This window comes from Cyanobium sp. BA5m-10 (assembly GCF_024346255.1).
Classification (GTDB): Bacteria; Cyanobacteriota; Cyanobacteriia; order PCC-6307; family Cyanobiaceae; genus Cyanobium_A; species Cyanobium_A usitatum.
The window spans coordinates 1-26,079 of the sequence record NZ_JAGQCP010000026.1 but is presented as its reverse complement, the minus strand read 5'-3'; the positions used below and the strand labels follow the sequence as shown (position 1 = coordinate 26,079).

The 26,079-nt window shown below is 65.5% G+C and carries 32 protein-coding genes, 1 tRNA gene and 1 pseudogene; 13 read left to right on the top strand and 21 right to left on the bottom strand.

Going from position 1 to position 26,079, the window contains the following annotated elements:
- Positions 1-83: 83 nt before the first annotated feature.
- Both KBY85_RS10155 and KBY85_RS10150 read left to right on the top strand, forming a co-directional pair.
- Complete coding sequence (locus tag KBY85_RS10155; protein WP_254961382.1) at positions 84-1,271, top strand: histidine kinase; 1,188 nt, start codon at positions 84-86, stop codon at positions 1,269-1,271.
- An 89-nt stretch (positions 1,272-1,360) separates the two neighbouring features.
- Positions 1,361-1,433: transfer RNA gene (locus KBY85_RS10150), tRNA-Glu, on the top strand.
- 69 nt (positions 1,434-1,502) lie between these two features.
- Here KBY85_RS10150 and KBY85_RS10145 read toward each other — a convergent pair.
- Positions 1,503-1,973 carry an SRPBCC family protein gene (locus tag KBY85_RS10145; protein WP_106633068.1) on the bottom strand — a complete coding sequence of 157 codons (471 nt, stop codon included), beginning with the start codon at positions 1,971-1,973 and terminating at the stop codon, positions 1,503-1,505.
- Between the two features lie 240 nt (positions 1,974-2,213).
- Here KBY85_RS10145 and KBY85_RS10140 point away from each other — a divergent pair, with 240 nt between their 5' ends.
- From KBY85_RS10140 to KBY85_RS10115, 6 genes are all read left to right on the top strand, one after another.
- A complete protein-coding gene (locus KBY85_RS10140; RefSeq protein ID WP_254961381.1) occupies positions 2,214-3,356 on the top strand; it encodes an FAD-binding oxidoreductase in 1,143 nt (380 codons plus the stop codon).
- 142 nt (positions 3,357-3,498) lie between these two features.
- The gene (zwf, locus tag KBY85_RS10135) at positions 3,499-5,022 is read left to right on the top strand and encodes a glucose-6-phosphate dehydrogenase (protein WP_254961395.1); all 1,524 of its coding nucleotides are present in this window, start codon (positions 3,499-3,501) and stop codon (positions 5,020-5,022) included.
- Positions 5,023-5,058: 36 nt separating this feature from the next.
- Entirely contained in the window at positions 5,059-6,354 is a 1,296-nt protein-coding gene (locus tag KBY85_RS10130; protein WP_254961380.1) for a glucose-6-phosphate dehydrogenase assembly protein OpcA, read from the top strand.
- A 27-nt stretch (positions 6,355-6,381) separates the two neighbouring features.
- On the top strand, positions 6,382-7,851 hold the full coding sequence (locus KBY85_RS10125; RefSeq protein WP_254961379.1) for a cobyrinate a,c-diamide synthase: 1,470 nt from the start codon (positions 6,382-6,384) through the stop codon (positions 7,849-7,851).
- Entirely contained in the window at positions 7,800-8,102 is a 303-nt protein-coding gene (locus KBY85_RS10120) for an acylphosphatase (RefSeq protein ID WP_254961377.1), read from the top strand. The genes KBY85_RS10125 and KBY85_RS10120 overlap by 52 nt, the downstream gene beginning before the upstream one ends.
- 23 nt (positions 8,103-8,125) lie before the next feature.
- Positions 8,126-8,812: a GAP family protein gene (locus KBY85_RS10115; RefSeq protein ID WP_254961376.1), complete on the top strand. Its 687-nt coding sequence runs from the start codon at positions 8,126-8,128 to the stop codon at positions 8,810-8,812.
- Positions 8,813-8,825: 13 nt separating this feature from the next.
- Here the strand turns inward: KBY85_RS10115 and KBY85_RS10110 are convergent, their stop codons facing one another.
- The 4 genes from KBY85_RS10110 to folD all read right to left on the bottom strand — a co-directional run bounded on the left by KBY85_RS10110 (position 8,826) and on the right by folD (position 12,819).
- Positions 8,826-10,292, bottom strand: a complete 1,467-nt coding sequence (locus KBY85_RS10110; RefSeq protein WP_254961375.1) for an AAA family ATPase — start codon at positions 10,290-10,292, stop codon at positions 8,826-8,828.
- Positions 10,285-10,794 carry a divergent PAP2 family protein gene (locus KBY85_RS10105; RefSeq protein WP_254961374.1) on the bottom strand — a complete coding sequence of 170 codons (510 nt, stop codon included), beginning with the start codon at positions 10,792-10,794 and terminating at the stop codon, positions 10,285-10,287. Before KBY85_RS10105 ends, KBY85_RS10110 begins: the two co-directional genes overlap by 8 nt.
- Positions 10,791-11,693, bottom strand: a complete 903-nt coding sequence (gene crtE, locus KBY85_RS10100; protein ID WP_254961373.1) for a geranylgeranyl diphosphate synthase CrtE — start codon at positions 11,691-11,693, stop codon at positions 10,791-10,793. The genes KBY85_RS10105 and crtE overlap by 4 nt, the downstream gene beginning before the upstream one ends.
- A gap of 247 nt (positions 11,694-11,940) precedes the next feature.
- Positions 11,941-12,819: a bifunctional methylenetetrahydrofolate dehydrogenase/methenyltetrahydrofolate cyclohydrolase FolD gene (gene folD, locus KBY85_RS10095; RefSeq protein ID WP_254961372.1), complete on the bottom strand. Its 879-nt coding sequence runs from the start codon at positions 12,817-12,819 to the stop codon at positions 11,941-11,943.
- Positions 12,820-12,888: 69 nt separating this feature from the next.
- Between folD and KBY85_RS10090 the strand changes: the two genes are divergently transcribed.
- The gene (locus KBY85_RS10090; RefSeq protein ID WP_254961371.1) at positions 12,889-14,958 is read left to right on the top strand and encodes an HDIG domain-containing metalloprotein; all 2,070 of its coding nucleotides are present in this window, start codon (positions 12,889-12,891) and stop codon (positions 14,956-14,958) included.
- On the opposite strand, the gene KBY85_RS10085 is transcribed toward KBY85_RS10090, so the two are convergent.
- On the bottom strand, positions 14,955-15,425 hold the full coding sequence (locus KBY85_RS10085) for a hypothetical protein (protein ID WP_254961370.1): 471 nt from the start codon (positions 15,423-15,425) through the stop codon (positions 14,955-14,957). The two genes, KBY85_RS10090 and KBY85_RS10085, sit on opposite strands and share 4 nt — an antisense overlap.
- Positions 15,422-15,709 carry a SemiSWEET family sugar transporter gene (locus KBY85_RS10080; RefSeq protein ID WP_254935999.1) on the bottom strand — a complete coding sequence of 96 codons (288 nt, stop codon included), beginning with the start codon at positions 15,707-15,709 and terminating at the stop codon, positions 15,422-15,424. Before KBY85_RS10080 ends, KBY85_RS10085 begins: the two co-directional genes overlap by 4 nt.
- Positions 15,710-15,769: 60 nt before the next feature.
- Between KBY85_RS10080 and KBY85_RS10075 the strand changes: the two genes are divergently transcribed.
- The 4 genes from KBY85_RS10075 to KBY85_RS10060 all read left to right on the top strand — a co-directional run bounded on the left by KBY85_RS10075 (position 15,770) and on the right by KBY85_RS10060 (position 18,554).
- A complete protein-coding gene (locus KBY85_RS10075) occupies positions 15,770-17,290 on the top strand; it encodes a peptide ligase PGM1-related protein (RefSeq protein ID WP_254961368.1) in 1,521 nt (506 codons plus the stop codon).
- Between the two features lie 78 nt (positions 17,291-17,368).
- The gene (locus tag KBY85_RS10070) at positions 17,369-17,557 is read left to right on the top strand and encodes a hypothetical protein (protein WP_254961367.1); all 189 of its coding nucleotides are present in this window, start codon (positions 17,369-17,371) and stop codon (positions 17,555-17,557) included.
- Between the two features lie 8 nt (positions 17,558-17,565).
- On the top strand, positions 17,566-18,093 hold the full coding sequence (locus KBY85_RS10065) for a hypothetical protein (RefSeq protein WP_254961366.1): 528 nt from the start codon (positions 17,566-17,568) through the stop codon (positions 18,091-18,093).
- A gap of 23 nt (positions 18,094-18,116) precedes the next feature.
- The gene (locus tag KBY85_RS10060; protein ID WP_254961364.1) at positions 18,117-18,554 is read left to right on the top strand and encodes a hypothetical protein; all 438 of its coding nucleotides are present in this window, start codon (positions 18,117-18,119) and stop codon (positions 18,552-18,554) included.
- Between the two features lie 280 nt (positions 18,555-18,834).
- Here KBY85_RS10060 and KBY85_RS10055 read toward each other — a convergent pair whose 3' ends face one another.
- From KBY85_RS10055 to KBY85_RS09995, 14 genes and pseudogenes are all read right to left on the bottom strand, one after another.
- The gene (locus KBY85_RS10055; RefSeq protein WP_254961362.1) at positions 18,835-19,296 is read right to left on the bottom strand and encodes a type II toxin-antitoxin system VapC family toxin; all 462 of its coding nucleotides are present in this window, start codon (positions 19,294-19,296) and stop codon (positions 18,835-18,837) included.
- A 4-nt stretch (positions 19,297-19,300) separates the two neighbouring features.
- Positions 19,301-19,531, bottom strand: a complete 231-nt coding sequence (locus tag KBY85_RS10050) for a FitA-like ribbon-helix-helix domain-containing protein (protein ID WP_254993383.1) — start codon at positions 19,529-19,531, stop codon at positions 19,301-19,303.
- A 338-nt stretch (positions 19,532-19,869) separates the two neighbouring features.
- A complete protein-coding gene (locus KBY85_RS15965) occupies positions 19,870-20,013 on the bottom strand; it encodes a hypothetical protein (RefSeq protein WP_315859981.1) in 144 nt (47 codons plus the stop codon).
- Positions 20,014-20,109: 96 nt separating this feature from the next.
- Entirely contained in the window at positions 20,110-21,801 is a 1,692-nt protein-coding gene (locus tag KBY85_RS10045) for a nucleoside-diphosphate sugar epimerase/dehydratase (protein ID WP_315859980.1), read from the bottom strand.
- Between the two features lie 273 nt (positions 21,802-22,074).
- Positions 22,075-22,443 carry a type II toxin-antitoxin system RelE/ParE family toxin gene (locus KBY85_RS10040; protein WP_254961358.1) on the bottom strand — a complete coding sequence of 123 codons (369 nt, stop codon included), beginning with the start codon at positions 22,441-22,443 and terminating at the stop codon, positions 22,075-22,077.
- Positions 22,440-22,685: a type II toxin-antitoxin system ParD family antitoxin gene (locus KBY85_RS10035; protein ID WP_254961394.1), complete on the bottom strand. Its 246-nt coding sequence runs from the start codon at positions 22,683-22,685 to the stop codon at positions 22,440-22,442. Before KBY85_RS10035 ends, KBY85_RS10040 begins: the two co-directional genes overlap by 4 nt.
- 101 nt (positions 22,686-22,786) lie before the next feature.
- On the bottom strand, positions 22,787-23,164 hold the full coding sequence (locus tag KBY85_RS10030; protein ID WP_254961357.1) for a hypothetical protein: 378 nt from the start codon (positions 23,162-23,164) through the stop codon (positions 22,787-22,789).
- 164 nt (positions 23,165-23,328) lie between these two features.
- Positions 23,329-23,721 carry a hypothetical protein gene (locus KBY85_RS10025; protein ID WP_254931728.1) on the bottom strand — a complete coding sequence of 131 codons (393 nt, stop codon included), beginning with the start codon at positions 23,719-23,721 and terminating at the stop codon, positions 23,329-23,331.
- Positions 23,722-23,827: 106 nt separating this feature from the next.
- Positions 23,828-23,938, bottom strand: a pseudogene (locus KBY85_RS10020) (DegT/DnrJ/EryC1/StrS family aminotransferase); the annotation flags it as partial.
- A 107-nt stretch (positions 23,939-24,045) separates the two neighbouring features.
- Positions 24,046-24,327, bottom strand: coding sequence for a type II toxin-antitoxin system YafQ family toxin (locus tag KBY85_RS10015; protein WP_254961356.1), 282 nt, complete (start codon positions 24,325-24,327; stop codon positions 24,046-24,048).
- Entirely contained in the window at positions 24,314-24,742 is a 429-nt protein-coding gene (locus KBY85_RS10010) for a hypothetical protein (protein WP_254961355.1), read from the bottom strand. Before KBY85_RS10010 ends, KBY85_RS10015 begins: the two co-directional genes overlap by 14 nt.
- 10 nt (positions 24,743-24,752) lie before the next feature.
- On the bottom strand, positions 24,753-24,914 hold the full coding sequence (locus tag KBY85_RS10005; RefSeq protein ID WP_254931713.1) for a hypothetical protein: 162 nt from the start codon (positions 24,912-24,914) through the stop codon (positions 24,753-24,755).
- Positions 24,915-25,252: 338 nt separating this feature from the next.
- On the bottom strand, positions 25,253-25,579 hold the full coding sequence (locus tag KBY85_RS10000) for a hypothetical protein (RefSeq protein WP_254961354.1): 327 nt from the start codon (positions 25,577-25,579) through the stop codon (positions 25,253-25,255).
- Positions 25,566-25,841: a hypothetical protein gene (locus KBY85_RS09995; protein ID WP_254961353.1), complete on the bottom strand. Its 276-nt coding sequence runs from the start codon at positions 25,839-25,841 to the stop codon at positions 25,566-25,568. Before KBY85_RS09995 ends, KBY85_RS10000 begins: the two co-directional genes overlap by 14 nt.
- Positions 25,842-26,079: the final 238 nt, after the last annotated feature.

Sequence of the window (26,079 nt, the reverse complement as noted above, 5' to 3'; positions counted from 1 at the left end):
CCGGCCCTAGGGCGCACGGCATTGGTTTATTTAGTCATAGCGAAATCGAGCTGCTCTGGCCAATTCCCCATAGGGTTGGCCACGTGAGCGCCGATCACCCCACCACGGCCGCCCAGGTCGCCAACGACGGAGCGACCGAACGCCCCGAACTGAAGCTGCTGCTTGTCGCCACCAGCTACCACCTGGCCAGCCAGGACCTACGCAACCTGATCCAGTTCCTCAAAAGCGAGGAGTGCGCTTTCAAGGTGAGCCTGGAGATCGCCGATCCGGGCCACCAACCCCAGCTGCTGGAGCTGCACCGGCTTGTGGCCACCCCGGCCCTGGTGAAGCTCGACCCCCTGCCCAAGCAGGTGATCGCCGGCAATGCCATCACCCAGAAGCTGCGCAGCTGGCTGCCGCGCTGGCAGCAGATGGGGGTGGTTACGAGCCTGGGCATGAGCCTGCGGCCCGCTGAAATTGATGGCAGCCGCACCAAGCGCGAGCTGCAGTTGGAAGACCAGCTGCTGGTGCTGCGCCAGGAAAACGAAACCCTGATCGAGCGCCTTGGGGTGCAGGAGCGCCTACTGCGGATGGTGGCCCATGAGCTGCGCACGCCGCTGACGGCTGCCAAGCTCGCCCTTCAGAGCCACACCCTCGGCCAGATCGACGAGACCCGCTTCCGCGACGTACTCACCCGCCGCCTCGACGACATCCACGAACTCTCCAAGGACCTGCTGGAGGTGGGTACAACCCGGTGGGAGGCCCTCTTTAATCCCCAGCGCCTGGCGCTGGGCAAGGTGGCCGCCGAGGCGATCCTGGAGCTGGAAAAACTCTGGATCGGCCGCGACCTAGAGCTGATCACCGACATCCCCGCCGACCTGCCAGATGTGTTCGCCGACCAGCGCCGCATGCGCCAGGTATTGCTGAACCTGCTGGAAAACGCCCTCAAGTTCACCCCGGACCGGGGCCGGGTGCACCTGACCCTGCTGCACCGCACCGACCAGTGGGTGCAGGTGAGCTTTTGCGACACCGGTCCGGGGATACCTAAAAGTGAGCAGGAACGGATTTTTCTGGATCGGGTGCGCCTGCCCCAAACCTCCAGCACCACCTCGGGCTACGGCGTGGGCCTGTCGGTTTGCCGCCGCATCGCCGAGGTGCACGGGGGGCGCATCTGGGTTGTGTCAGAGCCCGGCGAGGGTGCTTGCTTCCACGTCAGCGTGCCGGTCTGGAGCGGCCAGGTCCAACCCGCCCTGACGCCAATGGGGCCTGATCGTCGCGGCGCCCCCCACTGATGACAGGCCTGAAGCGCTGCTCTCCTTGACGAAGGGTCCCCCTGCCCCGTAGCTTCCAATACATCAACGCCCTACAGTGTTGTGGCCTCGCCCCCATCGTCTAGAGGCCTAGGACACCTCCCTTTCACGGAGGCGACAGGGGTTCGAATCCCCTTGGGGGTATACACAAATCCAACTGCTTTTGGCCCCATCGGGCAAAAGAGAAAGGTTGGTTAATTCGATTCCTGTTAATCAGGATTGGGCTGCGCGGCGTTCCGCCTCTCGCTGCACTCCGCGCAGGTTGTTGGCCAGGTCTTCGCGCAGACGTTGCTCGATCAAGCCAATCGGCATGCCGGGCCGGCCCTGCACCGTGAGCTCGTAGAGCAGGTGGGTGGTTTCACCAGTGCGGCCGATCTGCCAACAGCCTTCAAAGCGGCGGAAATCACCGCGACACATGCAAAAACGCAGCTCGCCCGCCTCGAGATCCTCCTCAATCTCGAGCTCCACCTTGGCGCTGAAACGCAGCCCACAGAACTGCTGGGTGCCCACCTGCTCCAAACCCACCCGATTGCCGCGGCGCCAAAGCTGGCGGGAGGAGGCCAGGTTGGGAATAAAGCTATTGAGATTGGCGTAATCGGTGAGCACGGACCAGATCCAGCTGGGATCAAGCGGTAGGCGCAACTGCACCGCAAGGCGCCTGGTGCCCTGGGGCAGACGCTCCATCTCCTGCTGGATGGTGTCGAGGCTGCAGATGGCTGTTGGGGCGGAATTGGTCAAATCCGCAGGCCCATTCGACAACAAATCCGGCTCAGCCAGTTGGCCGGGCAGACCTGATCGGGCAAGAAGCTGCGCCAAGGACGCACGGCGTAAGTGTGCTGGGGCACAAACCTAGCGGTGTCTGCCGGGAATTCGCTGCGGCCGTGTTCCCTATGATCAGCCCGTTTTTGAGGGGACTGAGTCTGCATGCGTGTTTCCACCGGTCGCGCCAACCAGTCCGACAACCGGATGTTCACCGTCGTGGTGGAAGCCTTCGGGGTGAGACGCCAGCGTCAGGCTGAGCGCCGCTTCACCGTGCCATTCGGCCAACTCCAGGGCCTGATGCAATTAATCGCTCAGACAGGCGGTCGCATCAGCGCCGTTCTCGCAGACGATGGCGCCAGCCCAGCACCCGCCCCCAAAGCAAACGCCGCTCCTTCGAAACCCGCTGCCGTGTCCCACGCCGACGTTCCCGTCAACCTTTACAAGCCGAAGGATCCGTTCGTCGGCACAGTGACCGACAACTACAGCCTGCTGGCGGAAGGGGCTATCGGCCGGGTGAATCACATCACCTTCGACCTCTCCGGTGGTGACCCCCAGCTGCACTACGTCGAAGGCCAGAGCATCGGCATCATTCCCGACGGCACCGATGCCAACGGCAAGCCCAACAAGCTGCGCCTTTACTCAATCGCCAGCACCCGCCACGGCGACAACCTGGAGGGCAACACGGTGTCGCTGTGCGTGCGCCAGCTGCAATACGAGAAGGACGGCGAGACGATCAACGGCGTCTGCTCCACCTTCCTCTGCGACATCGAACCCGGCGCCAAGGTGAAGATCACCGGCCCGGTGGGCAAGGAGATGCTGCTTCCTGAAGACGAGGAAGCCAACGTGATCATGCTTGCCACCGGCACGGGTATCGCGCCGATGCGCACCTACCTGCGCCGCATGTTTGAGCCCTCCGAGCGGGAGAAGAACGGCTGGCATTTCCGCGGTAAGGCCTGGCTGTTGATGGGCGTGCCCACCACCCCCAACCTCCTTTACGAAGACGACTTCAACCGCTACGCCAGCGAGTTTCCCGAAAACTTCCGCTACACCAAGGCGATCAGCCGCGAGCAGCAAAACGCCAACGGCGGTCGCATGTACATCCAAGACCGCGTCAGCGAGAACGCCGAGGAGATCTTCTCCTGGATCGAGAATCCCAAGACCCACGTCTACATGTGCGGTCTGCGGGGCATGGAGCCCGGCATCGACGAGGCGATGACCGCCGCAGCCACTGCCAAGGGTTTGAACTGGGCCGAGTTGCGTCCCCAGCTCAAAAAGGCCGACCGCTGGCACGTCGAAACCTATTAATTTCGAGCCAAATCCGCTTCCCCTGCCCGCCCCCAAGGCGGGCTTTTTTTTGGCGAATCCCACACAGAAACCATCACAAAGTGGGGCAAGCGGTGGGCGACGGCGCCAGGCCCGTTAAACCATGGGCACCAGACAGGCATTCATGGGCGCTGTGCTCACCAATCCACTGCGGGTAGGACTCCGCCAGGAGCGGGTTATCCCGCCCCAATGCCTAGTGATTTTTGGGGCCAGTGGCGACCTCACCCACCGCAAGCTGGTGCCGGCGCTATTTGAGTTGTTTCGCCAGCGCCGCCTGCCCAGTGAATTTGCGGTGCTGGGCTGCGCCCGCCGCCCCTGGAGCGATGAGGACTTCCGCGGCAAGATGGCCGAGGCCATGGCCCAAGAGGTGGCTGAGCACCGGGTGGCCTGGGAGCAATTTGCAGCCGGGCTGTTTTACGAGCCGGTGGACCTGGAGGATCCCCCTTCGGTGGTGCGGCTGGGCCAGCGGCTAGAGGGCATCGACCGGCTGCGGGCCACCCGCGGCAACCGCACCTTCTACCTCTCCGTATCGCCCAACTTCTACGGCAGTGGCTGCCGCTCCCTGGCCGCCGCCGGGCTGCTGAGCGACCCGAGCCGCAGCCGGGTGGTGATCGAGAAGCCCTTCGGCCGCGACTACGGCAGCGCCCAGGAACTCAACCGGGTGGTGCAGACCTGCGCCCAGGAAAACCAGATCTTCCGGATCGACCACTACCTGGGCAAGGAGACGGTTCAGAACATCCTGGTGATGCGCTTCGCCAACACGATCTTTGAGCCGATCTGGAACCGCAATTACATCTCCAGCGTGCAGATCACGGCGGCCGAAACCGTGGGCGTGGAGGAGCGGGCCGGCTACTACGAAAGCTCGGGCGCCCTGCGCGACATGGTGCAGAACCACCTCACCCAGATGCTCGCCCTCACCACCATGGAGGCACCGGGACGCTTTGACCCCGAGTCGATGCGCAACGAGAAGGCCAAGGTGCTGCAAGCGGCGCGCCTAGCCAATGAAGATGAGCCCTGGAAGTGTTGCGTGCGCGGCCAGTACGCCCCTGGCGGCTCCCACAGCCGACCAATCGCCGGCTACCGCCATGAGCCGGGGGTGAACCCGGAGAGCACCACGGAGACCTACGTGGCAATGAAGCTGTTCATCAACAACTGGCGCTGGCAGGGCGTGCCCTTCTACCTGCGCACCGGCAAGCGCCTACCCAAGCGGCTCTCCGAGGTGGTGCTCACCTTCCGCGAGGCGCCCGTGCACCTGTTTGATGCCGCTGGCGGCGCCCCCACCCCCAACCAGCTGATCCTGCGCATCCAGCCAGATGAAGGCGCTGAATTCAAATTTGAGGTGAAGTCCCCCGGCTCCGGCATGCGCAGCCGGCCGGTGGATATGGCCTTTTCCTACGACGACAGCTTCGGTGAACCCAGCGACGAGGGCTACGTGCGCCTGCTGGCTGACGCCATGCTGGGCGACCCCACCCTGTACACCCGCAGTGACGAGGTGGAGGCCGCCTGGCGTCTCTACACGCCGCTGCTGGAACTGATCGAGGACGCCCCCTCCCAGCTGCCCGTGTACCCCTACGAAGCCCGCACCTGGGGTCCTGCCGCCGCCGACAACCTGCTGGCCGAAGACGGCCTGGCCTGGCGTCGCCCCTGATTTCTCTTGCCCTGACCCCACCGCGAGTCTGCCCCCATGTCGACCCAGCTCACCCTCCAGGCCCCCCTCGCCCTACCCCCCGACCAGGTGCCCGGCTACCTGGAGCGCCTCTGGAATCAGGAATTGGGCAGCCCCCCCGGCGCCGCCACCTTCACCCTGGTGGTGTGGGAGGGCTCCTGGCTGGAGCAGCAGCTGGTGCGCTGCGGCCGGCTAGATGGACCAATCACAGGCCTGCTCAATGAAACGGTGCTAGAGGCGGCCCGAGCCGCGGCGGTGAGCTGTGGCTTGCCCCTGAGCACGGCACCGATGGATCCCAAGCTGGCCTGGGCGATCGGCCAGCTGGGCGGCAATCACCACGCCGAAGACCAGCGCGGCCAGTTTGTGGAAGGGGCGATCAGCGCCCACATGCCCCGGCGGCTGATCACCCTGGCCCCCACCCTCGACGGCGGTCAGCCCTTAGAAACCCTGGTGGCCGCCTACTGCCCCCTGCCGGAGGAGGGCGCTGGCGGCTCCGCTTGCGGCGACGTGGTGGTGCTCAGGGGCGGCACCGGTGCCCTGCGCCAGAACCTCGATCTGGTCCAACCGCTGATCGCCCCAGACCTGCCCTGCTGGGTGTGGTGGAACAGCAGCCTCGATGAGGCCCCTGATGTGATGGCGGCTCTAGCCACCGGCGCCCGGCGCCTGGTGGTGGATTCGTCGCTGGGGGATCCGCGCCGCTGCCTCGACCTGCTGGTGGACCGGATCGATGCGGGCCAGCCGATCAACGACCTCAACTGGCTGCGGCTGCGCAGCTGGCGCGAATCCCTGGCGATGGTGTTTGATCCGCCCTCGCGGCGTGATGCCCTCAACCACGTGGTGCAGCTCGACCTCGACGTGGAGGGCAGCAACCCGGTGAAGGGTTTGCTGTTGGCGGCCTGGCTGGCCGACCGGCTGGGCTGGCACCTGATCTCCACCTATGCGGTGGATGGCGACGGGGTGGGCGATGGCATCGGCGCCGAATTCGAGCGCACCGACGGCCAGACCGTGCGCTTCCGCCAGATGCCAGTGCCAGTGGGCGTACCCAAAACCCACCCCGGCGCCATGGTGGGACTGCGGCTGATCTGCCAAAGCAGCCAGGGCTCACCGCTATGCGTGATCCTCTGCTCCGAATCGGGCGGCTGCATGCGGCTCGAATCGGGCGGCATGGCCAGCATGGAACTGGCTGAGGAGGTGGTGCCCCTGCCCAATGAGAGCGAGGAGATGGAGATGGCCCGCCTGCTCTCCGGCGGCCACGACTCCACCAACCCCCTGCTGGCAGCCGCCGCCCCCCTCGCCGCCAAACTGCTGCCCTAAGACCGCTGCCCTGAGAGCCTCCCCTGAATGGCCTGTCTGATCGCCGCGCCCAGCAGCGGTAGCGGCAAGACCCTGCTGAGCCTGTGCCTGGCAGCCTGGGCCCGGGCGCAGGGCCTGGGTTTGCAGCCCTTCAAGGTGGGGCCCGACTACCTCGATCCCCAGCTGCTCAGCCGGGTGAGCGGCCACACCTGCCGCAACCTCGATCCCCTGCTGTGCGGGCCCGAGTGGCTGGAGCGCTGCTTTAGCTGGCACGGCAGCCGGGCCGACCTGGCGCTGGTGGAGGGGGTGATGGGCCTGTTCGATGGCCGCGGCCCCAGCAGTGAGGGCAGCTCGGCGGCGGTGGCGGCCCAGCTCGGTCTGCCGGTGGTGTTTGTGGTGGAAGCGTCGCGGCAGGCGGGCTCCCTGGCGGCGCTGGTGCGGGGCTTCCGCGACCATGGCCCACCAGCGGTGCAGCTGGCCGGGGTGGTGCTCAACCGGGTGGGCAGCGAGCGCCACCACGCCCTGCTGGCGGAAGCCCTGGCCAGCATCGAGGTGCCGCTGCTGGGGGTGCTGCCGCACCACCCCAGCCTGGAGCTGCCCTCACGTCACTTGGGCCTGCTGCCGCCGGAGGAGCTGCAAGACCTCGAGCAGCGCCAGGAGCAGTGGGCCGAGCTGGCCACCCGCCACCTAGACCTGAAGCAGCTGGTGCCGCTGCTGGCCCCACCAGCAGCCGAGCCAGGGGCCGAAAATCCGATCAACTGGTGCCTTCGGCAGAGCCCCCACCTGCGCCAGAGCCCCCAGCCCCTGCCGGTGGCGATCGCCAGCGATGCGGCCTTCCATTTCCGCTATCCGGAGGCCGGCGAGCTGCTCGAGGCGGTGGGGCTGGAGCCTCGGGCCTGGAGCCCCTTGGCCGATGAGCCCCTACCCGAGGGCTGCCGGGCGGTGCTGCTGCCGGGGGGCTATCCGGAGCTGCACACGGCCCAGCTGGCGGCGAGCCGGCGCAGCCTGGGCGACCTGGCCCGGGCGGCGGCGGCGGGGCTGCCGCTGGTGGCCGAATGCGGCGGCCTGCTGCTGCTGGGCGAGCAGCTGGCCGATGGCGAGGGGCAGCTGCAGCCGATGGCTGGCGTGCTGCCCTTCAAGGCCCGCAAAGGCTCTCTGAGCCTGGGTTACCGCACGGCTACCGCCACGGCCAATGGCTTGCTGGTGCGGCCGGGCGAGAGCTTTTGCGGCCATGAATTTCACCGCTGGCAACTGGAGCCTCTGCAGAACTGCGACAAAGCTGTGGCAGCCGGCGACGGGCTGTGGCAGCTTGACGGCTGGGGGACCGCAACCCGGAGCGAAGGATGGACAGCGCCGAACGTGCACGCCAGCTGGCTGCACCTCCACTGGGCTGGATGCCCGGTGATTCCCTCACGCCTGGCAGCCGCAGCCGCGCGCGCCGCGCCGCTGCCGACGAGCGCCGCTTTGTGCAGCCCCACGAACCCCGGCCCCAGATCCAGCAAGAACGCTGGCGTCTGATCGTGCGCGGCCAAGTGCATGGGGTGGGCTACCGGGCCGCCTGCAAGCTGCGGGCCCAGGATCTTGGCCTGAGCGGCTGGGTGCGCAACTGCTCCGATGGTTCGGTGGAGATAGAAGCTGAGGGCTGCCCGCAGGAGCTCACCGAGCTGCGGCTGTGGTGCGAGAAGGGCCCGGCTGAAGCGGTGGTGAATAGCGTGGCTAGCAGCCAGGTGGCCGCTGCCGGCACCGACTGGTTTGAAGTGCGTCGCTGAAATGCCCAAATAACGACCGCACCATGAGTTCCAACCTGCTCGGCGAGCTAGCAGCTTTTGGTTTGGCGATCAGCTTTTCGCCGCTGCACATCGGCCTGCTGCTGCTGCTCCTGCTCGGCCCCAAGCCGCTGCAGCGGGGCGGGCTGTTTGTGGCTGCCTGGCTGGTCACCGCCGCCCTGGCCATTACCCTGCTGCTCACGGTGGGCCACGGCTTGCTGCTGAGCATGGACAAGGGCAGCGACCACCTCACCGGCCTCGACCTACTGGCCGCCGGCGCCCTGCTGGGGCTGGGGGTGAAGGAGCTGCTGAATAAAAATGAAGAGGGTGCGGGGCCGCCGGGCTGGACGCGCCGCCTCGATCAGTTCTGTGCCCTGCCCCTGCCGCTGCTGCTGGCCATCAGTGCCGGCCTGCAGGTGGCCAGCCCCGACGATCTGTTCCTGTTTGCCAAGTCCGCCAGCAGCCTGCTGTCAGCGGGGCTCGGCCGCGGTCAGGAGCTGCTGGCCACTGGGGTATTTAGCCTGGTGAGCGCCAGCCTGCTGCTGCTGCCGCTGCTGGCCCTGCTGCTGGCTGGCCCAGAGCGCATGCTGCCCCTGCTGGAGCGGGGCAAGCAGTGGCTATTCGCCAAGGGCGACCTGCTGGTGGGCCTGGTGAGCGTGGCCTTGGCGGTATATCTGGGCTGGCAGGGCATCGAGGGCCTGCGGCTGGCCTAGGCAGCCAGAGCTATCAGCCATCCACCTGCAACCAGTCGCTCCAGAGCTGCTGCTCGGCGAGGGCGCTGGGCCCGGCACCCGAAGCGCCGGCCTGGAGCGTGACCGCCTGGCTGGCCCGGCTCACGGCCACGTACACCAGCTGGCGGCGCAGCACGGTGTCGCTGGGCCAGAAGACATCGCCATCCACAAACACCTCGGCAAAAGTGCTGCCCTGGCTGCGATGCACGGTGAGAACGGCGGCCGGACCGAGGGAGGCAAAGGCATCTCGCACCAGGAAAAAACGGCGCCACAGCCCCTTGCCGTCCTGCTTGCCGGCGTCCTTGGCCTGTTGGCGTAGGCGGGCCAACACAGCCTCGAAGGCGATCCTGGCCGCCGAGCCCAGGGGCGGCAGTAGGCGCAGGCTCAGCTGGCTATCGCCGGCCTCCACCCGGGCGGTGAGGGTATCGATCACCGGCGCATCAGGCACGCCGAAATCGGCCAGATCGCAGCGTTCGGGGATGACATCGCGCACCACCAGCTCCCGGTTGGAGCCCAGCAGCATGTCGGGCTCCTCGGCGGCGTCCTCGCCCTCGCGGCAGGCGGGGGCCATCACGGCAGCGCGGGTAATCAGCACCTCACCTGGCAGCACCGGCAGCTGGTCGGCCATTTCACCGTGCAGGGCGCGGCGGGCGATCGGCACCAGCTGCTCGAGGGAGCGGTTGGTGTAGCAGAGGATGCGAGCTAGGTCGGGGTTGTCGGTTTCGGCGCTGCGGCGCAGGGCGGCCTGGGCGGCTTGCAGCCAGGCGCCGCGCTCCAGCAGGGCCACCTGACCGCTGGCATTGCGGATCGGCGGCAGCGGCGGCGGGCGGCGGCAGGGCAGGTCGCCCTGGCGCAACCCCGAGGCCAGGCGCAGCACCGGCCCCTGGTGGCGCACCACCTGACGCAGCTCGGCCCGGCTGGCCCGGCCCAGGCTGAACACCGGGCTCACGGGTTCACCAACCGGCGGCAACTGGGCCGGATCGCCCACAAACACCAGCCGGGTGCGAAAAGAGTGGGCGCAGCGCAAGCTGATCTCCAGCAGGGTGGAGTCCACCATCGAAGCCTCATCGATCAGCACCAGGCCCAGGTGCTCGAGGGCGACGGCGGTTTGCTCGGTTTCCTCGCAGCGCTCGATATCGCGCTGGCGCCTGAGTTTCAGCCGCAGCAGGCGGTGAATGGTGGAAGGAAACCAGGTGGGCGAAAGGCCAGCCCCAGCCAGGTAGGAGCGCAGCACACCCACGGCTTTATGGGTGGGGGCCACCACGGTCCAGCAGAGGCCGGTGGCCTCCACCTGGGCCAGAAAGCGCATCGAGAGAAAGGTTTTGCCGGTGCCGGCGTAGCCGCTCAGCACAAACGGCGTGCCATCTGCGGGCGCCACCAGCCAATCGGCGAAGGCGGCGGCGGCGGCCTGCTGGTCGGCAGTTAGGGCCGCGGCTGAGTCGGGAGCTTCGGAGTCAACCAACCGCGGTGAACCAGCCCAGGCCCTGGGCCAGATGCAGCGGCGAGCCAGCCAGCACCAAACCAGGCAAGGCCACCAGTGGCCCGATCAGGGCACCGATCAGCACCTCAAGGCGGGTGTGGCCGAGATTTTCCTTGAGGGGTTTTGGGGAGGAATCAGCGCTGGCCATGGAGTTATCACCCATCTCATTGACGCGGGCGGCGGTGAGGCCAGCGGCGCGGCGCACACCGGAGGCGTCGTAGAGCACCACAAAGCAGAGCACGGCCGCCAGGGCAAACAGGGGCCCCTCAAAGCCCTGCACCCAACCCAGGGCTGCGGTGGTGCCGGTGAGCAGGGCCGAGTGGCTCGAGGGCATGCCACCGGTTTCCACCAGCACCCGCGGATTCCAGCGGCGATGCACCACCAACTCAATCACCAGCTTGGAGAGCTGGGCAACGCCACAGGCCGCCAGGCCCCACCAGAGCACGCCGTTGTCGAAGACGCCTACCAACATGGGGTTACTCATCGGTCGCGGCTCGTGATGTAGTCGGCCAGGGCAAGCAGGGGCGCGGCACTCACGTGCCAGGGAGCCAGGGCGGCCTTGGCCTCGGCCACCAGGGCATCAGCCCGCTGGCGCGATTCCTCTAAGCCCAGCAGCTTGGGGTAGGTGGTTTTGTCGGCGGTGAGATCCTTGCCGGCGGTCTTGCCGAGCACCTCGCTGCTAGCCGTGACATCGAGGATGTCGTCGATGATCTGAAAGGCCAAACCAATGCCGCGGGCGTAGGTGCTCAGGGCGGCCAGCAGGTCTTCGGAGGCACCGGCGATCAGGGCGCCGGTGAGCACGCAGGCCCGCAGCAGGGCGCCGGTTTTGTGCAGGTGGATGTATTCGAGGGTGTCGAGATCGACGGATTTGGCCTCACACTCCAGATCCACCACCTGACCGCCCACCAAGCCGGGGGCGCCGGAAGCCAGGGATAGCTCGCCCACCACCGCCAGCAATCGCTCGGCCTCCACGCCTGGGCTGCGCAGCGCCACCATCTCAAAGGCGCGGGTGAGCAGGGCATCGCCGGCCAGGATGGCGTTGGCTTCGCCATACACCTTGTGATTGGTGGGGCGGCCGCGGCGCAGATCGTCGTTGTCCATAGCCGGCAGGTCGTCGTGGATCAGCGACATGGTGTGGACCATCTCGAGGGCCACCGCCGTTGGCATGGCCAAGGCGCTGTCGCCGCCTGCCAGCTCACAGGCCGCCAGGCAGAGGATCGGCCGCAGCCGCTTGCCACCAGCCAGCAGCGAATAACGCATCGCCTCGCGCAGGGACTCGGGCCGCTCCGGCCCCAGGGAGCCATCAAGGGCCGCCTCCACCCGCAGGCGGGTCGCCTCTAGATAGGCGGCGAAGTCAAAGGGGCTGGAGTCCGCCGCGGTCATGGAGCTTCGGCCAGGGGCCTCCGTGCTAGCGGGATTCTCTCAGGCGGGGTGGCGCAGGGGGCTCAAGAGCGCGCAACGTTGCGGCCGAGAGCGCTGGCTTCGCTGAGCCCAGTGTCCTTGGTTTTGGGCACAGTGTCCTTGATTCTGTACAGCTGTACAGGATCAAGGACAGCAGCAGAACACACCACACCCTCGACCCTCACCAGCCCCTCGACCCTCATCAGCCCAGGGACCATCCACTCCCCGCTCAGGGCACCAGATCGCCCAGGCCGTGCTCGACGCCGGCCCGGCGGCACCAGGCCACCACGGTGTTTACCAGCAGCATGGTGACGGTCATCGGGCCGACGCCACCGGGCACGGGGCTGATGGCGCTGGCTAGGGGCTCCACCTCCTCAAAACGCACATCACCGCAGAGGCCCCTCTCGGTGCGGTGGATGCCCACATCAATCACCACGGCGCCGGGTTTCACATGCTCAGCGCCGATCATGCGGGGCCGGCCGGCGGCCACCACCAGCACGTCGGCCTGGCGGGTGAGGGCAGCAAGATCAGTGGTGCGGGAGTGGGCCACGCTCACGGTGGCATCGGCTGCTTGAAGCATCAGCGCCATCGGCTGGCCCACCAGGATGCTGCGGCCCACCACGACAGCCCGCTGGCCGGAAAGGGCCACGCCGTGGCGGGCCAGCAGCGCCATCACACCAGCAGGGGTGCAGCTACGCGGCCCCAGCTCACCCTTGAGCAGGCGGCCCAGGTTGAGGGTATGCAGGCCGTCGGCATCCTTCTCTGGGTCGATCGCCAGCAACAGCGGGCCCTCATCGAGGCCGGCAGGCAGGGGCAGCTGCAGCAGGATGCCGTCGCAGGCGGTATCGGCGTTGAGCTGCTGCACCGCGGCCAGCACTTCGGCCGCACTGGAACCAGCATCGAGGTGGGCGCCGAGGCTGGTGATGCCCACCCGGGCGCAGGCCTTTTCCTTATTAGCTACATAGACGCCGCTGGCCGGGTCGTCGCCCACCCGCAACACCGCCAAACCAGGCGGGCGCCCCACGGCTGCCAGTCGCTCAGCGATCGTCGCCTGCAACCGGAGTTCGATCTCACCGGCCAGCTGGCGACCGTCCATACGGGTGGCCATGGTGCAGAAAGCAAGCACGCCTCCCCAGCTTGCAGTCCCGCCCGGCTTAGGGCCCGCTAGCGTTTTGGAATGGTGTTAAGGCGGCTGCGAACCCTGTGGCGGCAGCTATTGCGGCTGGAGCGCCCGCGGCATTCGCCGGGGGTTTGGCGCAATCGCGATACAGCGTCGGTGCTGCTGGTGTGCGCCCTGGTGGCCCTGGTATCGAGCTGGCCCTGGTTGGTGGAGCCAAACCTGCGACCCGGCATGGAGGCGCCCTTCACGGCTAAAGCTCCGCAGGCGGCAATGGTGGTGGATAGCAACGCCCTGGAGGAGCGGCGCCAGGAGTTGGTGCCTCGCAGCACGGTGCAGGTTGTGGATGAGCAGGCCAACGGGCAGCTGCGTCAGAAATTGGAGCAGGATCTGCAGGCTGTGGAGCAGCAGGCCAAATCAGACCAGCAACGCATCGAACCGGTGGCAATCACCACCGAGGAGCGCAATTGGCTGCGGGGGGCAGGGGGCACCCAGCTCACGGCCTGGGGCCGGGAGGTGCGCCAAGCCCAGCTGCGCATGCTCAGCCAGGGGCTGGCAGCTGGAGTGGCAGAAGGCCAGCTGCTGCAAGCGGCCACCCTGCAGCTCGAGCCCTTGGCACCGCTACCGCGGGGGCTGGGGGCACGGCTTTTGGCTAGCTCCCTGCAGGGCCACTCCAACCTGCGCAGTGATCCAGGCCTGAGCCAGCGACGCATCGAGGCGTTGATCACCCAGCAGGGGATCCCCACGATCAAGGTGCAGCAGGGAGATCTGATTACCCGTCAGGGCGACACGATCAGCCCCCAGGCCTTTGACGTACTCGATTACTTCGGCCTGGTGAACCGGCGGCCGCGGCCCCTGGCCTGGCTTGGTCACTTCCTAGAGGCGCTGGCCATAGCTGGGGTGCTGGTGCTGGTGCTGCGCCGCTGGCGGGCCTGCCTGGAGCCGCGGCAAGCGCTGCTGGCCCTGGGGGCCCTGCTGGTGGTGCAGGGTTTTGCGCTGTGGCTGGGGCCGCTGGCTAGTCCGCTGGTGCTGCTGGTGCCCCCGGCGCTGCTGCTGGCCCAAGGCCTGGGCACCCCCTGCGGCTTGGCCTGGCTGGCGGCAGCCAGCTTCCTGTGGCCGATGCCGATCACGGCCCTGATGGGAGGGAGGCTGCTGGTGGCGGCAGCGGTGGGCAGCGTGGCGGCCCTGGCGGCCGGACGACAGCGCAGCCGGGCCGAACTACTGCAACTGGCGGTGCTGCTGCCCGGCACGGGGCTGCTGCTGCAGTGGCTCCTACTGCAATGGGGGCTGCAGGGTCCGGGAGCGGTGGCCCGGGTGGACCTCGTGAGCGAAGCCCTGCTGCTGGGGGGGCTGCTGATGGCGGGCCTGCTGCTGGCGCCGCTGGTGGAAACCTTCTTTGGCCTGGTGACGCGGGCGCGGTTGATGGAGCTGGCCGACCTGCAAAGGCCCCTGCTGCGGCGGCTCTCGGTGGAAGCACCCGGCACCTTCGAGCACACCTTGATGATCGCGGGCCTAGCTGAGGAGGGGGCGCGGGCCATCCAGGCCGACATCGACCTAGTGCGCACCGGGGCGCTTTATCACGACGTGGGCAAGCTGCACGGCCCCCAATGGTTTATCGAGAACCAGGGTGAGGGCGCCAATCCCCACGACAGCCTTGACGACCCCTTCGCCAGCGCCGCCATCCTGCAGGCCCATGTGGATGAGGGGTTGAAGCTGGCCCGCCGCTACCGGCTGCCGCGCCCCCTGGCCGACTTCATCCCAGAGCACCAGGGCACCTTGAAGATGGGCTACTTCCTGCACCATGCCCGCGAACGGGATCCGGGCGTTGCCGAGGAGCGCTTCCGCTATCAGGGGCCCACGCCCCGCAGCCGGGAGACTGCGATCTTGATGCTGGCCGATGGCTGCGAAGCAGCCCTGCGCTCCCTGCCGCCCGGCACTAGCGAAAGCGAGGCTCGCCAGATGGTGCGACGCATCATCGAAGCGCGCCAGGATGACAACCAGCTAGCAGAAAGTGGCATCAGTCGGGCCGAACTGGAACTACTGATCCGGGCTTTCGTGCGGGTGTGGCGGCGGATGCGCCACCGGCGGATCGCCTACCCGATCCCAGCCAGAAAGGGCTATAGCGCCTAGGGCGGCTCCTCAAATTCCTTCCAGGCCTCGAGCAGGGTGTAGGCCGCCAGTTTGCGCCGCCAAACGTCTACCGCGCCGCCCTGATCTGGATGCCACTTGGGCAGGTTGCGGCGCCAGGCTGAGCGCACCACGGCCCAGTCGCTGCCTGGCTCGACTCCAAGTTCGGCGCAGGCCCGCTCGTAGGCATCGGCTGGGCGTTCCGGAGCCGCTGCAGGCGGCGAAACCGGCCTCCTCAGCAGCAGCCACAGGCAGCGCAGCAGCCCATTGGCAATTAGCAGGACACCCACCCCGGCGAATATCGCCGGCGACCAGAGCATGCGCAGGCTGTCGGCAGCGAGCTGGGAGTTGCCCTGCCCCCCATGCTGGCTGGCACCCACCAGGATGAAGGCGGTCAGCAGGGCAGCGAGGCCAAGACTGATCAGGCCGTGCAGCAGCGAGTCCAGGGCAGGGAGAATCCGGCCCCTCATCGGCGCGGGGCGCGCAGGGACTGGAGCTTGCGCTCCAGCACGATCCCCGCGGGCACCAGGGTGACCAGGTTGGCCACGATCAAGGGGCCATCGCCTGTGTAAAACCCGTAGATGGCCCACAGGGCAATGCCGGCGGTAAAAAGGCCGTACATGCGCAGGGAGATGGCGCTGGTGTCGCCACTGCGCAGGGTCTTGAGGGCCTGGGGGAAGAAGCTCAAGGTGGTGAGCAACGCCGCCAGGTATCCAAGGGCGCGCACAGCAGGACTAACCAAAGGAACTGCCATGGGGATTGGGCGAGCGTGCCGTCAGCATGGGAGCTGGCACTCGATCCTGCCCCCACTCCCATGACATTGCTCAGCTTCCGCGAGCTCCAGGCCCAACTGCAGCCGCATTGGGGCCAGAGCACCGCAGCCCAGGGGCCGGATGTGGACGTGCTGATGGTGCCGTCGCTGTCGATGGACCAGGACCAGATCGACCTGGTGACCGGCGCCCACCACTACGAGGAGCGCCAGCTGTTTTCGCTGATCCGGCTGCGGGATCCGGGGGTGCGCATGGTGTACGCCACCAGCAAACCGCTGGGGGAGCTGGTGGTGGATGCGGTGCTGGAGCTGCTGCCGGGGGTGCCCACCTCCCACGCGCGGCGGCGGCTGCACCTGGTCGACACCGACGACGCCTCCAACCGGCCCCTCACCGCCAAGCTGCTGGAGCGGCCGGCCCTGCTGGGGCGCATCGCCGAGCTGCTGCGGCCGGGGCGCAGCTTCATCAACTGCTTTGTGGTGAGCGACCTGGAACGCCAGCTCTCGGAGCGGCTGCAGGTACCGCTGCTGGGCACCGATCCAGCCCTGGGCTACTGGGGCAGCAAGGCCGGCAGCCGCGAGCTGTTCGCCCGCTGCGGCGTGCCCCACCCCCCCGGCTCGGCCCTCACCCACAACCTCGACGACCTGTGCGAAGCCACCGCCGAGCTGTGGGAAGCCCACCCCGAGCTGCGCCAGTGCGTGGTGAAGCTCAATGAGGGCTTCAGCGGCGAGGGCAATGCGCCTTTGCCGCTCGAACCTCTGCAGCTGGCCGGGCTAAGCGGCGCTGAGCGGCGGCGGCGGTTGCGGCAGGCCCTGGAAGTGCTGCCGATGCCTGCAGCCAGCTGGAAGGAGCAGCTGGCGGTGCAGGGGGCGCTGGTGGAGGCTTGGCTGGAGGGCGGGGAGGAGCTCAGCTCACCAAGCGTTCAGGGCACGATTTATCCCGGCCCAGCCGGATCGGTGGGGCAAGCGGGCCAGGTGGAGGTGCTCTCTAGCCATGAGCAGGTGCTGGGCGGCACCAGCGGCCAGACCTACCTGGGCTGCAGCTTCCCGGCGGCCGAGCCCTACCGGGCCGAGCTGATGCGCCACGGCCAGGCGGTGGGCGAGGCGCTAGCGGCAGAGGGGGCGCTGGAGCGCTACGCGGTGGATTTCATCGCCCGGCGCTTTGGCGATCGCTGGGATCTGCAGGCGATCGAGGTGAACCTGCGCCAGGGGGGCACCACCCACCCCTACATGGCGCTAAGCGCCATCACCAGCGGCAGCCTCGATCCAGCCAGCGGGCTGTATCACGCCCCCAGCGGCCCTTCCCTGCACTACAAGGCAACGGACAACCTCACGGCGCCGCACCTGCGCGGGCTGCTGCCGGTGGATCTGATCGACATCGTGGCTGAGGCGGGCCTGCACTTCGACCAGGCCCAGCTGCGCGGCACCGTGTTTCACCTGCTGGGCTGCCTGTCGCAATACGGCAAGCTCGGCATGACCTGCATCGGCCGCAGCGTCGCGGAAGCAGAGGCGGTGTACGCCGCCACGGAAGCGGAGCTACTGAGAGCCGCCCGGCGGCTGGGGCATTAGCCCAATAGCTGCCGCAGGCCGGGGTGGCTTGACAGGGATAGGGAGCTCCGGTTGGTTGGAGGAAGTTTTTGAGCACCCATGCAGCGGACGGAGGCCCTCTCCATCCATCGCTTGAAGGCCCTGCCGGGTAGCCGGCAGGAGCTCTATCAGGCGTTCCAGAGCAGCAACCCCGAGCTAGTGGGCTCGGGGTATCTGGAGTTGGAGGCCTACCAGCGCCTGTGGCAGTTTCTGCAGCCCGCTGGCGCATTAGAAAGTAGGGCTGCCTAAGGGCACCGATGCAGCAACGGCGCACCTCAGCAAGCCTTTTTTTCGCCACCTTGCTGGCGCTAACGCTGCTGGGCTGCAATGGCGCGGAGCGGCAAAAGCGCGAGCAGGCCGCTGCAGCCCAGCGGCAGCTGAGTTCCCTGGTGATCCGCTGCCGCGGCCAGCAGCCAGCGGTGCAGCGTCAATTGCAGGAGCTGCGGCGCAGCAGCAACGAGCTAGTCAATCTCAAGCAACAGGCCTACTCCCCCCTACGGAGGCCCGCGGCACCAGATCCGGAGCTGATGGCACGCTTCACCCGAGAAGACCAGGAGCTGGAGCAGGAGCGCTATGAGCAGGCCCTGGTCGCCTGGCGCAGCAGCGATCGGGCCGAGCGCCGCTACTGGCAGGGCGAGCAGGAGGCCAAGCGGCAACGCAGCGCGGCCCGCCAGCAGCAGGCCGAAAAAGCCCTGCTGGCCCTAGGAGTTGGGAGCACAACTGCGGATCGCAACGCCTGGAGTCGGTGCGATCCCCAGCAACTTGCCGCGGTAGCGCTACGTTGAAATTAGTGGCCTCTGGCTCCGGCATGGTCGAAGAATCCCCTCGCCGTTCGCGGCGGCCGCAACGGCGGGAGCTTTGCTGCCCTGCCCACCCGGAGCAACGCATCGAGGGCAATGGCAGGAAGTACTTCCTGCACCTGCTCACTCCCGAGCAACTCAAAGCCCGGGGCATGGCCGACAAGACCGCCAAGTTGGTGATCCAGGCCTACCCGGTGCTGGTGCTGAGCAACGAGTGGCTTGAAGAGCTGTTCTGCCCAATTTGTGGTGGCAACCGCTGGTGCCACATAACCAAGCACGACCGGGTTGAGCACACGGTGCGCTGGGCGCCACGGGAGCTGTGGGAGCAGGTGGCCCACGTGGATCCGGTGGTGGCCAACCCCACGGTGAGCGAATTCACGCGCAGGGAAGCTCGGCGCCTCAACCAGAAACGGGCCGATGGCAAGCGGGTGTTTGACGCTGGCTAAGGCGCCAAGATGTTGTTCTGCTTTTCGGCGGGCAGGGGGCGCTGGAGCAGGGACAAGTAGCGCCTGGTGATGATCGGTAGTTAGTGAGCGTGTATTTCTCAGGGGGAAGCCAGCCGCCATGAAAATTTGGGTGCCTCTTTGATTTTGTACATCTTGAATCTGTACAAGTTGTACAGATTGCCGCACAGCTGCAAATCAGAGGGTGGAACTAGGCGTTGCGAATCACGCGTTCAGGCAAGCGACGCGTGCTGGTTGGCCGCATACAGGCTCAGCGGATGGCTCACCGCTCAGCATCCGCGAGACAACCAAGGGAAGCAGCTGCCTTGGCTAATTGTTTGTCTGCTGTGATTAAAAGTGCGTCATGTTTGAGCGCGAGAGCAAGGAAACTAGTGTCATACACACTTAGCGAGAGAGCCATAGCCTGCTCTAGCGCTGCTATAGCCAGTTCACTGGCGCTAGTAGCCCGAAGCGGCAGCTGCAGCAGATCTGCAAGGAGAGCACGGCATTCATCCAAGCTGAGCAGCTGGCGCTGCACCTGTTTCAACAACACAGAAGCGCACTCAAGAAGGCATAGATCGGGAATCAGCAGCAAGGCATCGCCACTGCACCCCCGTTGCATAGCGAGCTCCAAGGAGGGGGGCAATGGACCATCGGCCAGATAAAGCCTCAGCAGGGCAGAGGTATCAAGTACAAAAGAATGGGGTTGGGTCTGTGCTGATGCGGTCAGTGCTGATGCGGTCATCGCTTCAGCGGCTGCGGTCGGCCTGAATGTCGGCAGCTAGATCAGGGAAATGGCGCCCAGCCAGCAGCGAACGCCATCGCCGGGCCCGCTCAACCCCACCCACCTGGGCGTAGCGCACCTCCCGTTCAATTAGGAGCCGCACCTGCTCCTGCATGCTGCGGTGGTTGCTGGTGGCGAGCTGCCGCAGGCCCTCATAGGTCTGATCCGACAACCCTCGCAAACTGAGTGATGGCATTTTACCTCGCACCAACTGATCTCATTCTGCCATCGCCTACGGTCCACGCCTGCAGCATCAAAGCCCAGTCAGCTCGCTTTTCTGGGATGGAGCGAAAGAAGCTCAATCGAACCGACAGCGTTCCCTTCCGGCCTGTGCCTCTGCTTGCTGACGTGAGTTATCCGTTGGTCGTCCTTGACGAACTGCAGGAATAACGGTTTACCCCGAGTGGTGATGGTGCTTCGCATGGCCTCACGAGCGCCTCACACAGAACACAGACCACATCTACTTTATGAACATAAACGCATAACTTAGGCAACAAAAACTGCCTCGGCTTGCTCACCCCTCAACGCCACCCTTCAGCAGTGAGCCCCGTCCGTCGGATGGGCCGCCTGGGACTGGCCCCCAACCTCACCCCGCTGCCACTCGGGCACCAGCTGGGCCAGCAAGTCGAGGGCGGCAGAGGCGTCTTGGCAGCGGATGGCTGCTTCAAGAGCATCCAATTGGGGCCAGAGTTGCTCGGGAGGCAGGGAGGCTTCGCGGGCGCGGTAGATGAGCGGGTGGGGGGTGGCTTCGGAGCTCGCTTCGATCAGCAGCTCTTAGTAGAGCTTTTCACCGGGGCGTAGACCGGTGCAGCTAATCTCGATGTCGCCATCGGGGGTGTGGGCATCGCGCACGCGCAGGCCGCTGAGGCGCACCATCTGGCGAGCCAGGTCGAGGATGCGCACCGGCTCGCCCATGTCGAGCAGAAACAAATCCCCTCCCTCAGCCAGCGCTGCGGCTTGGAGCACCAACTGAGCCGCCTCGGGGATGGTCATGAAGAAGCGGATGATCTCTGGGTGGGTGAGAGTGATTGGTCCACCGGCGGCAATCTGCTTGCGAAAGAGGGGCACCACCGAGCCGGATGACCCCAGCACGTTGCCAAAGCGCACCATCGCGAAGCGCGTGGACGCACCTTGACGATCGGCCTGCTCCGCCAAGCCCTGCACCACTAGCTCGGCCTCCCGCTTGCTGGCGCCCATCACGTTGGTGGGGCGCACGGCTTTATCGGTAGAGATCAGCACCATCTGGCGCAGGCCCTGATCCAAGGCGGCCTGGCCAATCACGCGGGTGCCCTGCACGTTGTTGGTGAGGCCGGCCAAGGGGTTGGCTTCCACCAGGGGCACGTGCTTGTAGGCGGCGGCATGGAACACCACATCCACGGCCTGTTCGGCGAAACACCGCTGCATGAGGGCGGCATCGGCGGCGTTACCAAGCACGGGCACCAAATCGAGGCCCTCGGGCAATTGCTGCTTTAGCTCCTGGTGAATGGCGTAGAGGGCAGGTTCACTGCGCTCCAGCAACACCAGGGCCTTGGGGCCAAGCCGCAGGATCTGGCGGCAGAGTTCGGAGCCGATCGAACCACCGGCGCCGGTAACGGCTACCACTGATCCACGCACGCCTGGGCCGAGCAAGTTGGGATCGGGCGGCACCGCATCGCGGCCTAGCAGCTCCTCGATGGCGACGGGGCGCAGCGTATTGATGCGGGCTTGGCCGCTGGTGATCTCCTCCAAGGAAGGCACCTGCAGCACCGACACCCCCAGCTGCTGAATGTCTTGGACGATGCGGCGGCGTTTGCTGCGGCTGAGGGAGGGGATGGCCAGCAACACCTGGCTCACCTGGTGACTGTTGACCAGCTCGGGCAGCATCTGGGGGGCACGGATGGCGATGCCATCGAGCTCGCGGCGCCAGAGCCCAGGATCATCGTCGATAAAAGCCGCCACGGTGTGGCTGCGGGCGAGACGCAGAGCAGCTGCTAGCTGGGCAGCGGCGGCACCGGCGCCATAGATCATCACCTGAGGCCGATTGTTGCTTGGGGTGTGGTTGGCGCGGAGTAGCAAGTCGCGCAGTACAAAGCGCGTGCCGCCGGTGAGGCCAGTGAGTAGGAGCCAGAGCAGGGGCCAGCTACTACGGGGTGGCATCTGCACCGGCAGCAGGGTTCCGAGTAGATACACCAGCACCACCACGGCGGCATTGCGGGTGGCTAACGCGTAGAACGCTGTACTGCTCACATACCGGGTGAGGCCACGGTATTGGCCGGTGAAGGCATAGACGCTGAGCCCGACAGTCCACACCACTGGGAACAGCCAGAGGCTGGCTCCTAGATGCTCGCTAAAGGGGTGGGCCGTGCGCAGCCAGAAGCTCAGCCAGATCGCCAGGGGGATCAGCAGCACATCGATCATGCCCAGCAGCAGGCGGCGGCCCAGGGGAGGGAGCTCCATCAGGGCGCGACGCAGGGCGGGTCTTCGCATCAGGCCAGGCATTCAGGATCTAGTGCTCTTGGGGGGGGAACGGGGAGGGAGGCTGTCCGCCGGATTGGGTTCACTGCTTGGGCATAGCCATCAGCAACTCGGCCATGGCCATGGGGGGGGATCTCGGAGTTAGGAGGGTTTGGGGCATAGGGATTGCTTGGGGCGGCACTGAGCAGCCGAGGAACAACAGCTCTACCAGCCAAGAGCGTTTTCAGGGCAAAGAGCGCAACGACAAATGCTCACCTTGCCGGAGGCGAGAACCATGGATCGCCATCAAACCTGGGAGCTGTTTTGCAACAGGCGCACCAACATGTGGCGCTGGTGGTCTTGGCCACCAAAGAACACGGCCAGCACCTGGATTACCCGCTGCTCAGCGCGTGGGCGAAACCAATACACAGCGCGATCGAGGGCCAGGTGACGAAGGCCAGGCAGGAGATCGTCGTGTGATTCTCCACAAAGGGGAGCTGGGGCCAACCGTTCGGCGGCAGTGATGATCGCCTCGATGCGCACCTGTGCATGCCGGTTTGCCTCAGCCAGTGGTTCTCCAAAGCCGCAATAGGCCTGTGTGAGGTACTCGGTGATCAGCACCAAATCGTTAATCGCTTCTGCGGCGAAGACCACCGTCCACGGAGCCTCGCTCATCGGGGCTGCGCCGCCAACCTGGCCCGCAGTTGATCGGCAGAGATGAAGGACCCATTGGCGCGCTGCTTCAGCAAGACCTGCAAGGCGGCTCGATCGGCTTGGGCATCAGCCTCCTGCTGCTGCAGCAGGTCAAGGCCTTGCTGCAGCACAGCACTCACGGATGGGAAGCGACCAGCGCCCACCAACGCTTTGGCAAAGGCATGCTGATCTTCGCGAAGAGAAACTGAACTCTTGATGACCACTGGAGCACCCTCTACACGCCGTCTCAAGTGTGACTGAGTAGCACCAATCGGTCAAGGGGCCGCGCCAGGCGCCTGGGATTACCCCGGTAGGGCCAGGGGGCTCAAGCCATTCCCCCGTACTCCTCCAACAGCGAGATCACATCTCGGACTCGCCTGGCGTTGCGTTCGGAGGGGTCGAGCTGGTGTCGGAGCTGAACAAGAGAGCATCGATTTTGGAGTTGAACTCGATCTCTCTCAGCTCGTAGTCGACAACGGGTCGCCAGTTCAGCAACTGCTTCGCAGAAGCCTGCGGCTACGCCAAGCAGCGGCGGAACCAGTACAATGAGGAGTAGAACTCCGATCTGCTGATTGAGGGCGACGACGCCGATGAAGGGGATGTGGACATGGCTGTAAGACGAGAAAAGAGTGATCAGCGCCAGCAGGCCGCCTAGGGCCAGGGTGATCCAACCCTGGATGTCGAACAAAAAAACCTTACCCACGCCGAGCTCTCGCCGCTCAGCTCATAATACACCTGTACTTCTCAACGGGGGGGCGCCCTCGCAGCCACCAGATCGCTTCCAGGGCCAGGCCAGCCAGAGCCCTGCAGCCGAAGTTCCAAGCAAAAGGGCAACAAGCACCTGGGGGCGCTTCTGGCCTAATAGCACTAGCGGCAAGCTCGCTTCACCACAGCTCGCACCACATCCGCGTAGCTGGCCATCTGCTCAGGGGTGATGTTGGGATGCACCAAAAACATCAAGCTGGTTTGACCAAGCAAGCGGGCTACAGGTAGGCGCTCGGCGGGAGCAAGACCTGCATCCTGGAAACACTTTTCCAGATAGATCTCGCTGCAACTGCCGGAAAGGGCGGGATAACCAGCTCCTGTGATCTCAAAAAAGATGCGATCGCGGCTCCAGCCTTGGGCAAGGGCATCAGGCTCCACGAAGACATAGAACTTGTCGGGCAGGGGTTGAAGCTGGATGCGGCCGATGGCGCTCTGGAGTTCGGTGAGGCGGAAGTTGGAGCTGTAGCCGCAGGCCCGCGAAGCGGTAGCGCTCATGGAGCCAGCGAAAGCCAGGTGGATGCTCGCGGCCGAACACGGCCCCCTGGGTTTTGCCGTGTTCCTTAAAGGCCCACATGGCATCCCACAGATCTGCGCGGGAGGTGGTCACCATGCCGCCTTCACCAGCGGTGCTGAGGGTTTTGTCTTGGCAGAAGCTCCAGGCGGCCACATCGTCGAAACTGCCAACAGATTCACCGTGGCTGCGGCTCGGCATCGAACTGGGGCAAGGGAACGATGAGAGAAAGGGCCGGTGAAGACGTGCGGTGAGCCGGAAGATGAGAACGAATGGGAGGCTCATCGCCAATGCCTCTTGGCCAGGACTCAAAGCGACAGCTCGCTGTGCGATCCCAGACGAACAAGCCGAAGCACCTCACCGCCCTGGAGCTGATAAATAAGCACCAAATCCGGGAAGACGTGACAGTCGCGATATCCCTTCCAGTTGGCTCTGAGCTGATGGTCGCGAAACCAGATTGGGAGAGGCTGTTCGGCCAGAAGATGCCCGATCACCTCTTTGAGGCGGGCATCCAGCTCCGAGCCGTAGACACTTTTGAAATACTTTTTATAGTCTTTTTTGAACTGTGTTGAGCGTTCAATCGTCCGCATGCAGGTCGGCGAACAACTGTTCAATGTTCTCTGCGGTCACTCCTCGCCCCTCGGCCAGCTCTTGCATGGCTTCAAGGGTGCCAGCATTTGGGCCCAGAAGATCGAGAAGGCTGAATTGGCCCCCTGCCAAAGCGTGATAAACCTGGTTCACGAAGAGCTGTTCGGACAGTCCAGAAGCAGTTAGCTGTCGTAGCACATTGGCGCGAATGTCGCTGTCGAGACCATTGAGGTCAATCGTTGCTGGTGTCATACCGAAACCTCCTTCATGCCACATTAATGCCGCTGAGGGTTCAACACCCGCGCCGGCGAGGCGGGCACCGAGGCAGATGTGCGAGGCGTAGCCGGCCATCGGCTCAGGTGTGATGGTGGAATGCACAAGGAACATCAAGCTGGTCTCACCCAGTTCACGAGCCACCGGCAACCGCTCAGCAGGGGCCAGACCAGCCTCCTGAAAGCAGCCCTAGGGCTGCGATCTCGCTGAGGATGTGGACATGGCTGTAAGACGAGAAAAGAGTAATCAGCGCCAGCAGGCCGCCCAGGATCAGGGTGATCCAACCCTGGATGTCGAACAGAAAAACCCTACCCACACCGAGCAATCGCCGCTCAGTCCATGATACGCCTGTACTGGTCAACAAGGAGGGGAGGGCGCTTTCGCAGCCACCAGCGCATCCTGCCGGAACCAAAACCTGGGCCACCTGCAGCCGGAACAACACCTGAGCCGCTTTCACCAGGCCGCAGGCCTAAACCCCCTACACCCCACAATCGGCCAGTTTGCGGGCAACAACCTGGGGAGCGAGCCAGGCGCCTGCGTCCTAGTCGCCCGCTAGAGGCTGAGGTGTCTGCCCTGGCATCCATGCTTCCTTCACCGGCGGGGATATTAGGAGTCGAACTGGGGTGCAGTTTGCTGCAGCCTGAAACTTATGAATCATTTCCTCCCGTAGGTCGCGTCGTGATCCGGGGCAATGGTGAGTAATCGCATGTACTCACCCTCACGATGCGCTGTTGCCCTGCGTGATTTGCTGATCCGCAACGAATAAACGGCATCGATTCCAGCCGGTGGCTTGATGCTTGTGATCTTCTCCCACTTGATCCCTGGGTTGCGATAGAGCTGGTTCCAGGTGAGCTGGCGGATCTTGTTGAGGGTGTCGAGTGCCGCATGGCGCTCAGCCTTCTGCAGCGTGAGCAACTGCTCCTGAAACACCGGGTTGTTCAGATCCAGCCTGATGCAGCCTTCATGCTTAATCACAGCCAAGGCGCATCAGGGTTTCATCCAGATCGGCATCCGCTGGTGGGTGACTGGCGGACCAGACCATCGCAGCCTGCAGGGCTGCTGCGGCAGCGGGTTCGTGTAACCAGCGCTCATTGTCTGGAATCACTGTGGCGGTGCGAACGATCCAGACACCCGGCTCAGGCTCTTCCACAAGAACATGGCGGCCGGCGTACTGCTTGCCCAGGGAGATCTGGCCATTGCTGCCGACGAGCTTGATCGCGGGCGGATGGAGCGCGGAAGCCATGGCGAGCGAGAGCGACAGTATTCAGCCTATCGCGACTTTCGTGCGGCACCAATAGAGGAGTTGACCTGAGCGCCGCGGCAGGCATGGGGACTTCAAGCCATTCCCCCGTACTCCCCCTCTGCCAGGAAAGTTGACGCCTCTCCATCTCGACCACTTTTTTCACCAGGGGGCTTGATGGAGCAGAGCAATGCGTCGTTACAGCGAGGCCTTTAAGGCTGATGTGAGGAGGCGTATGACT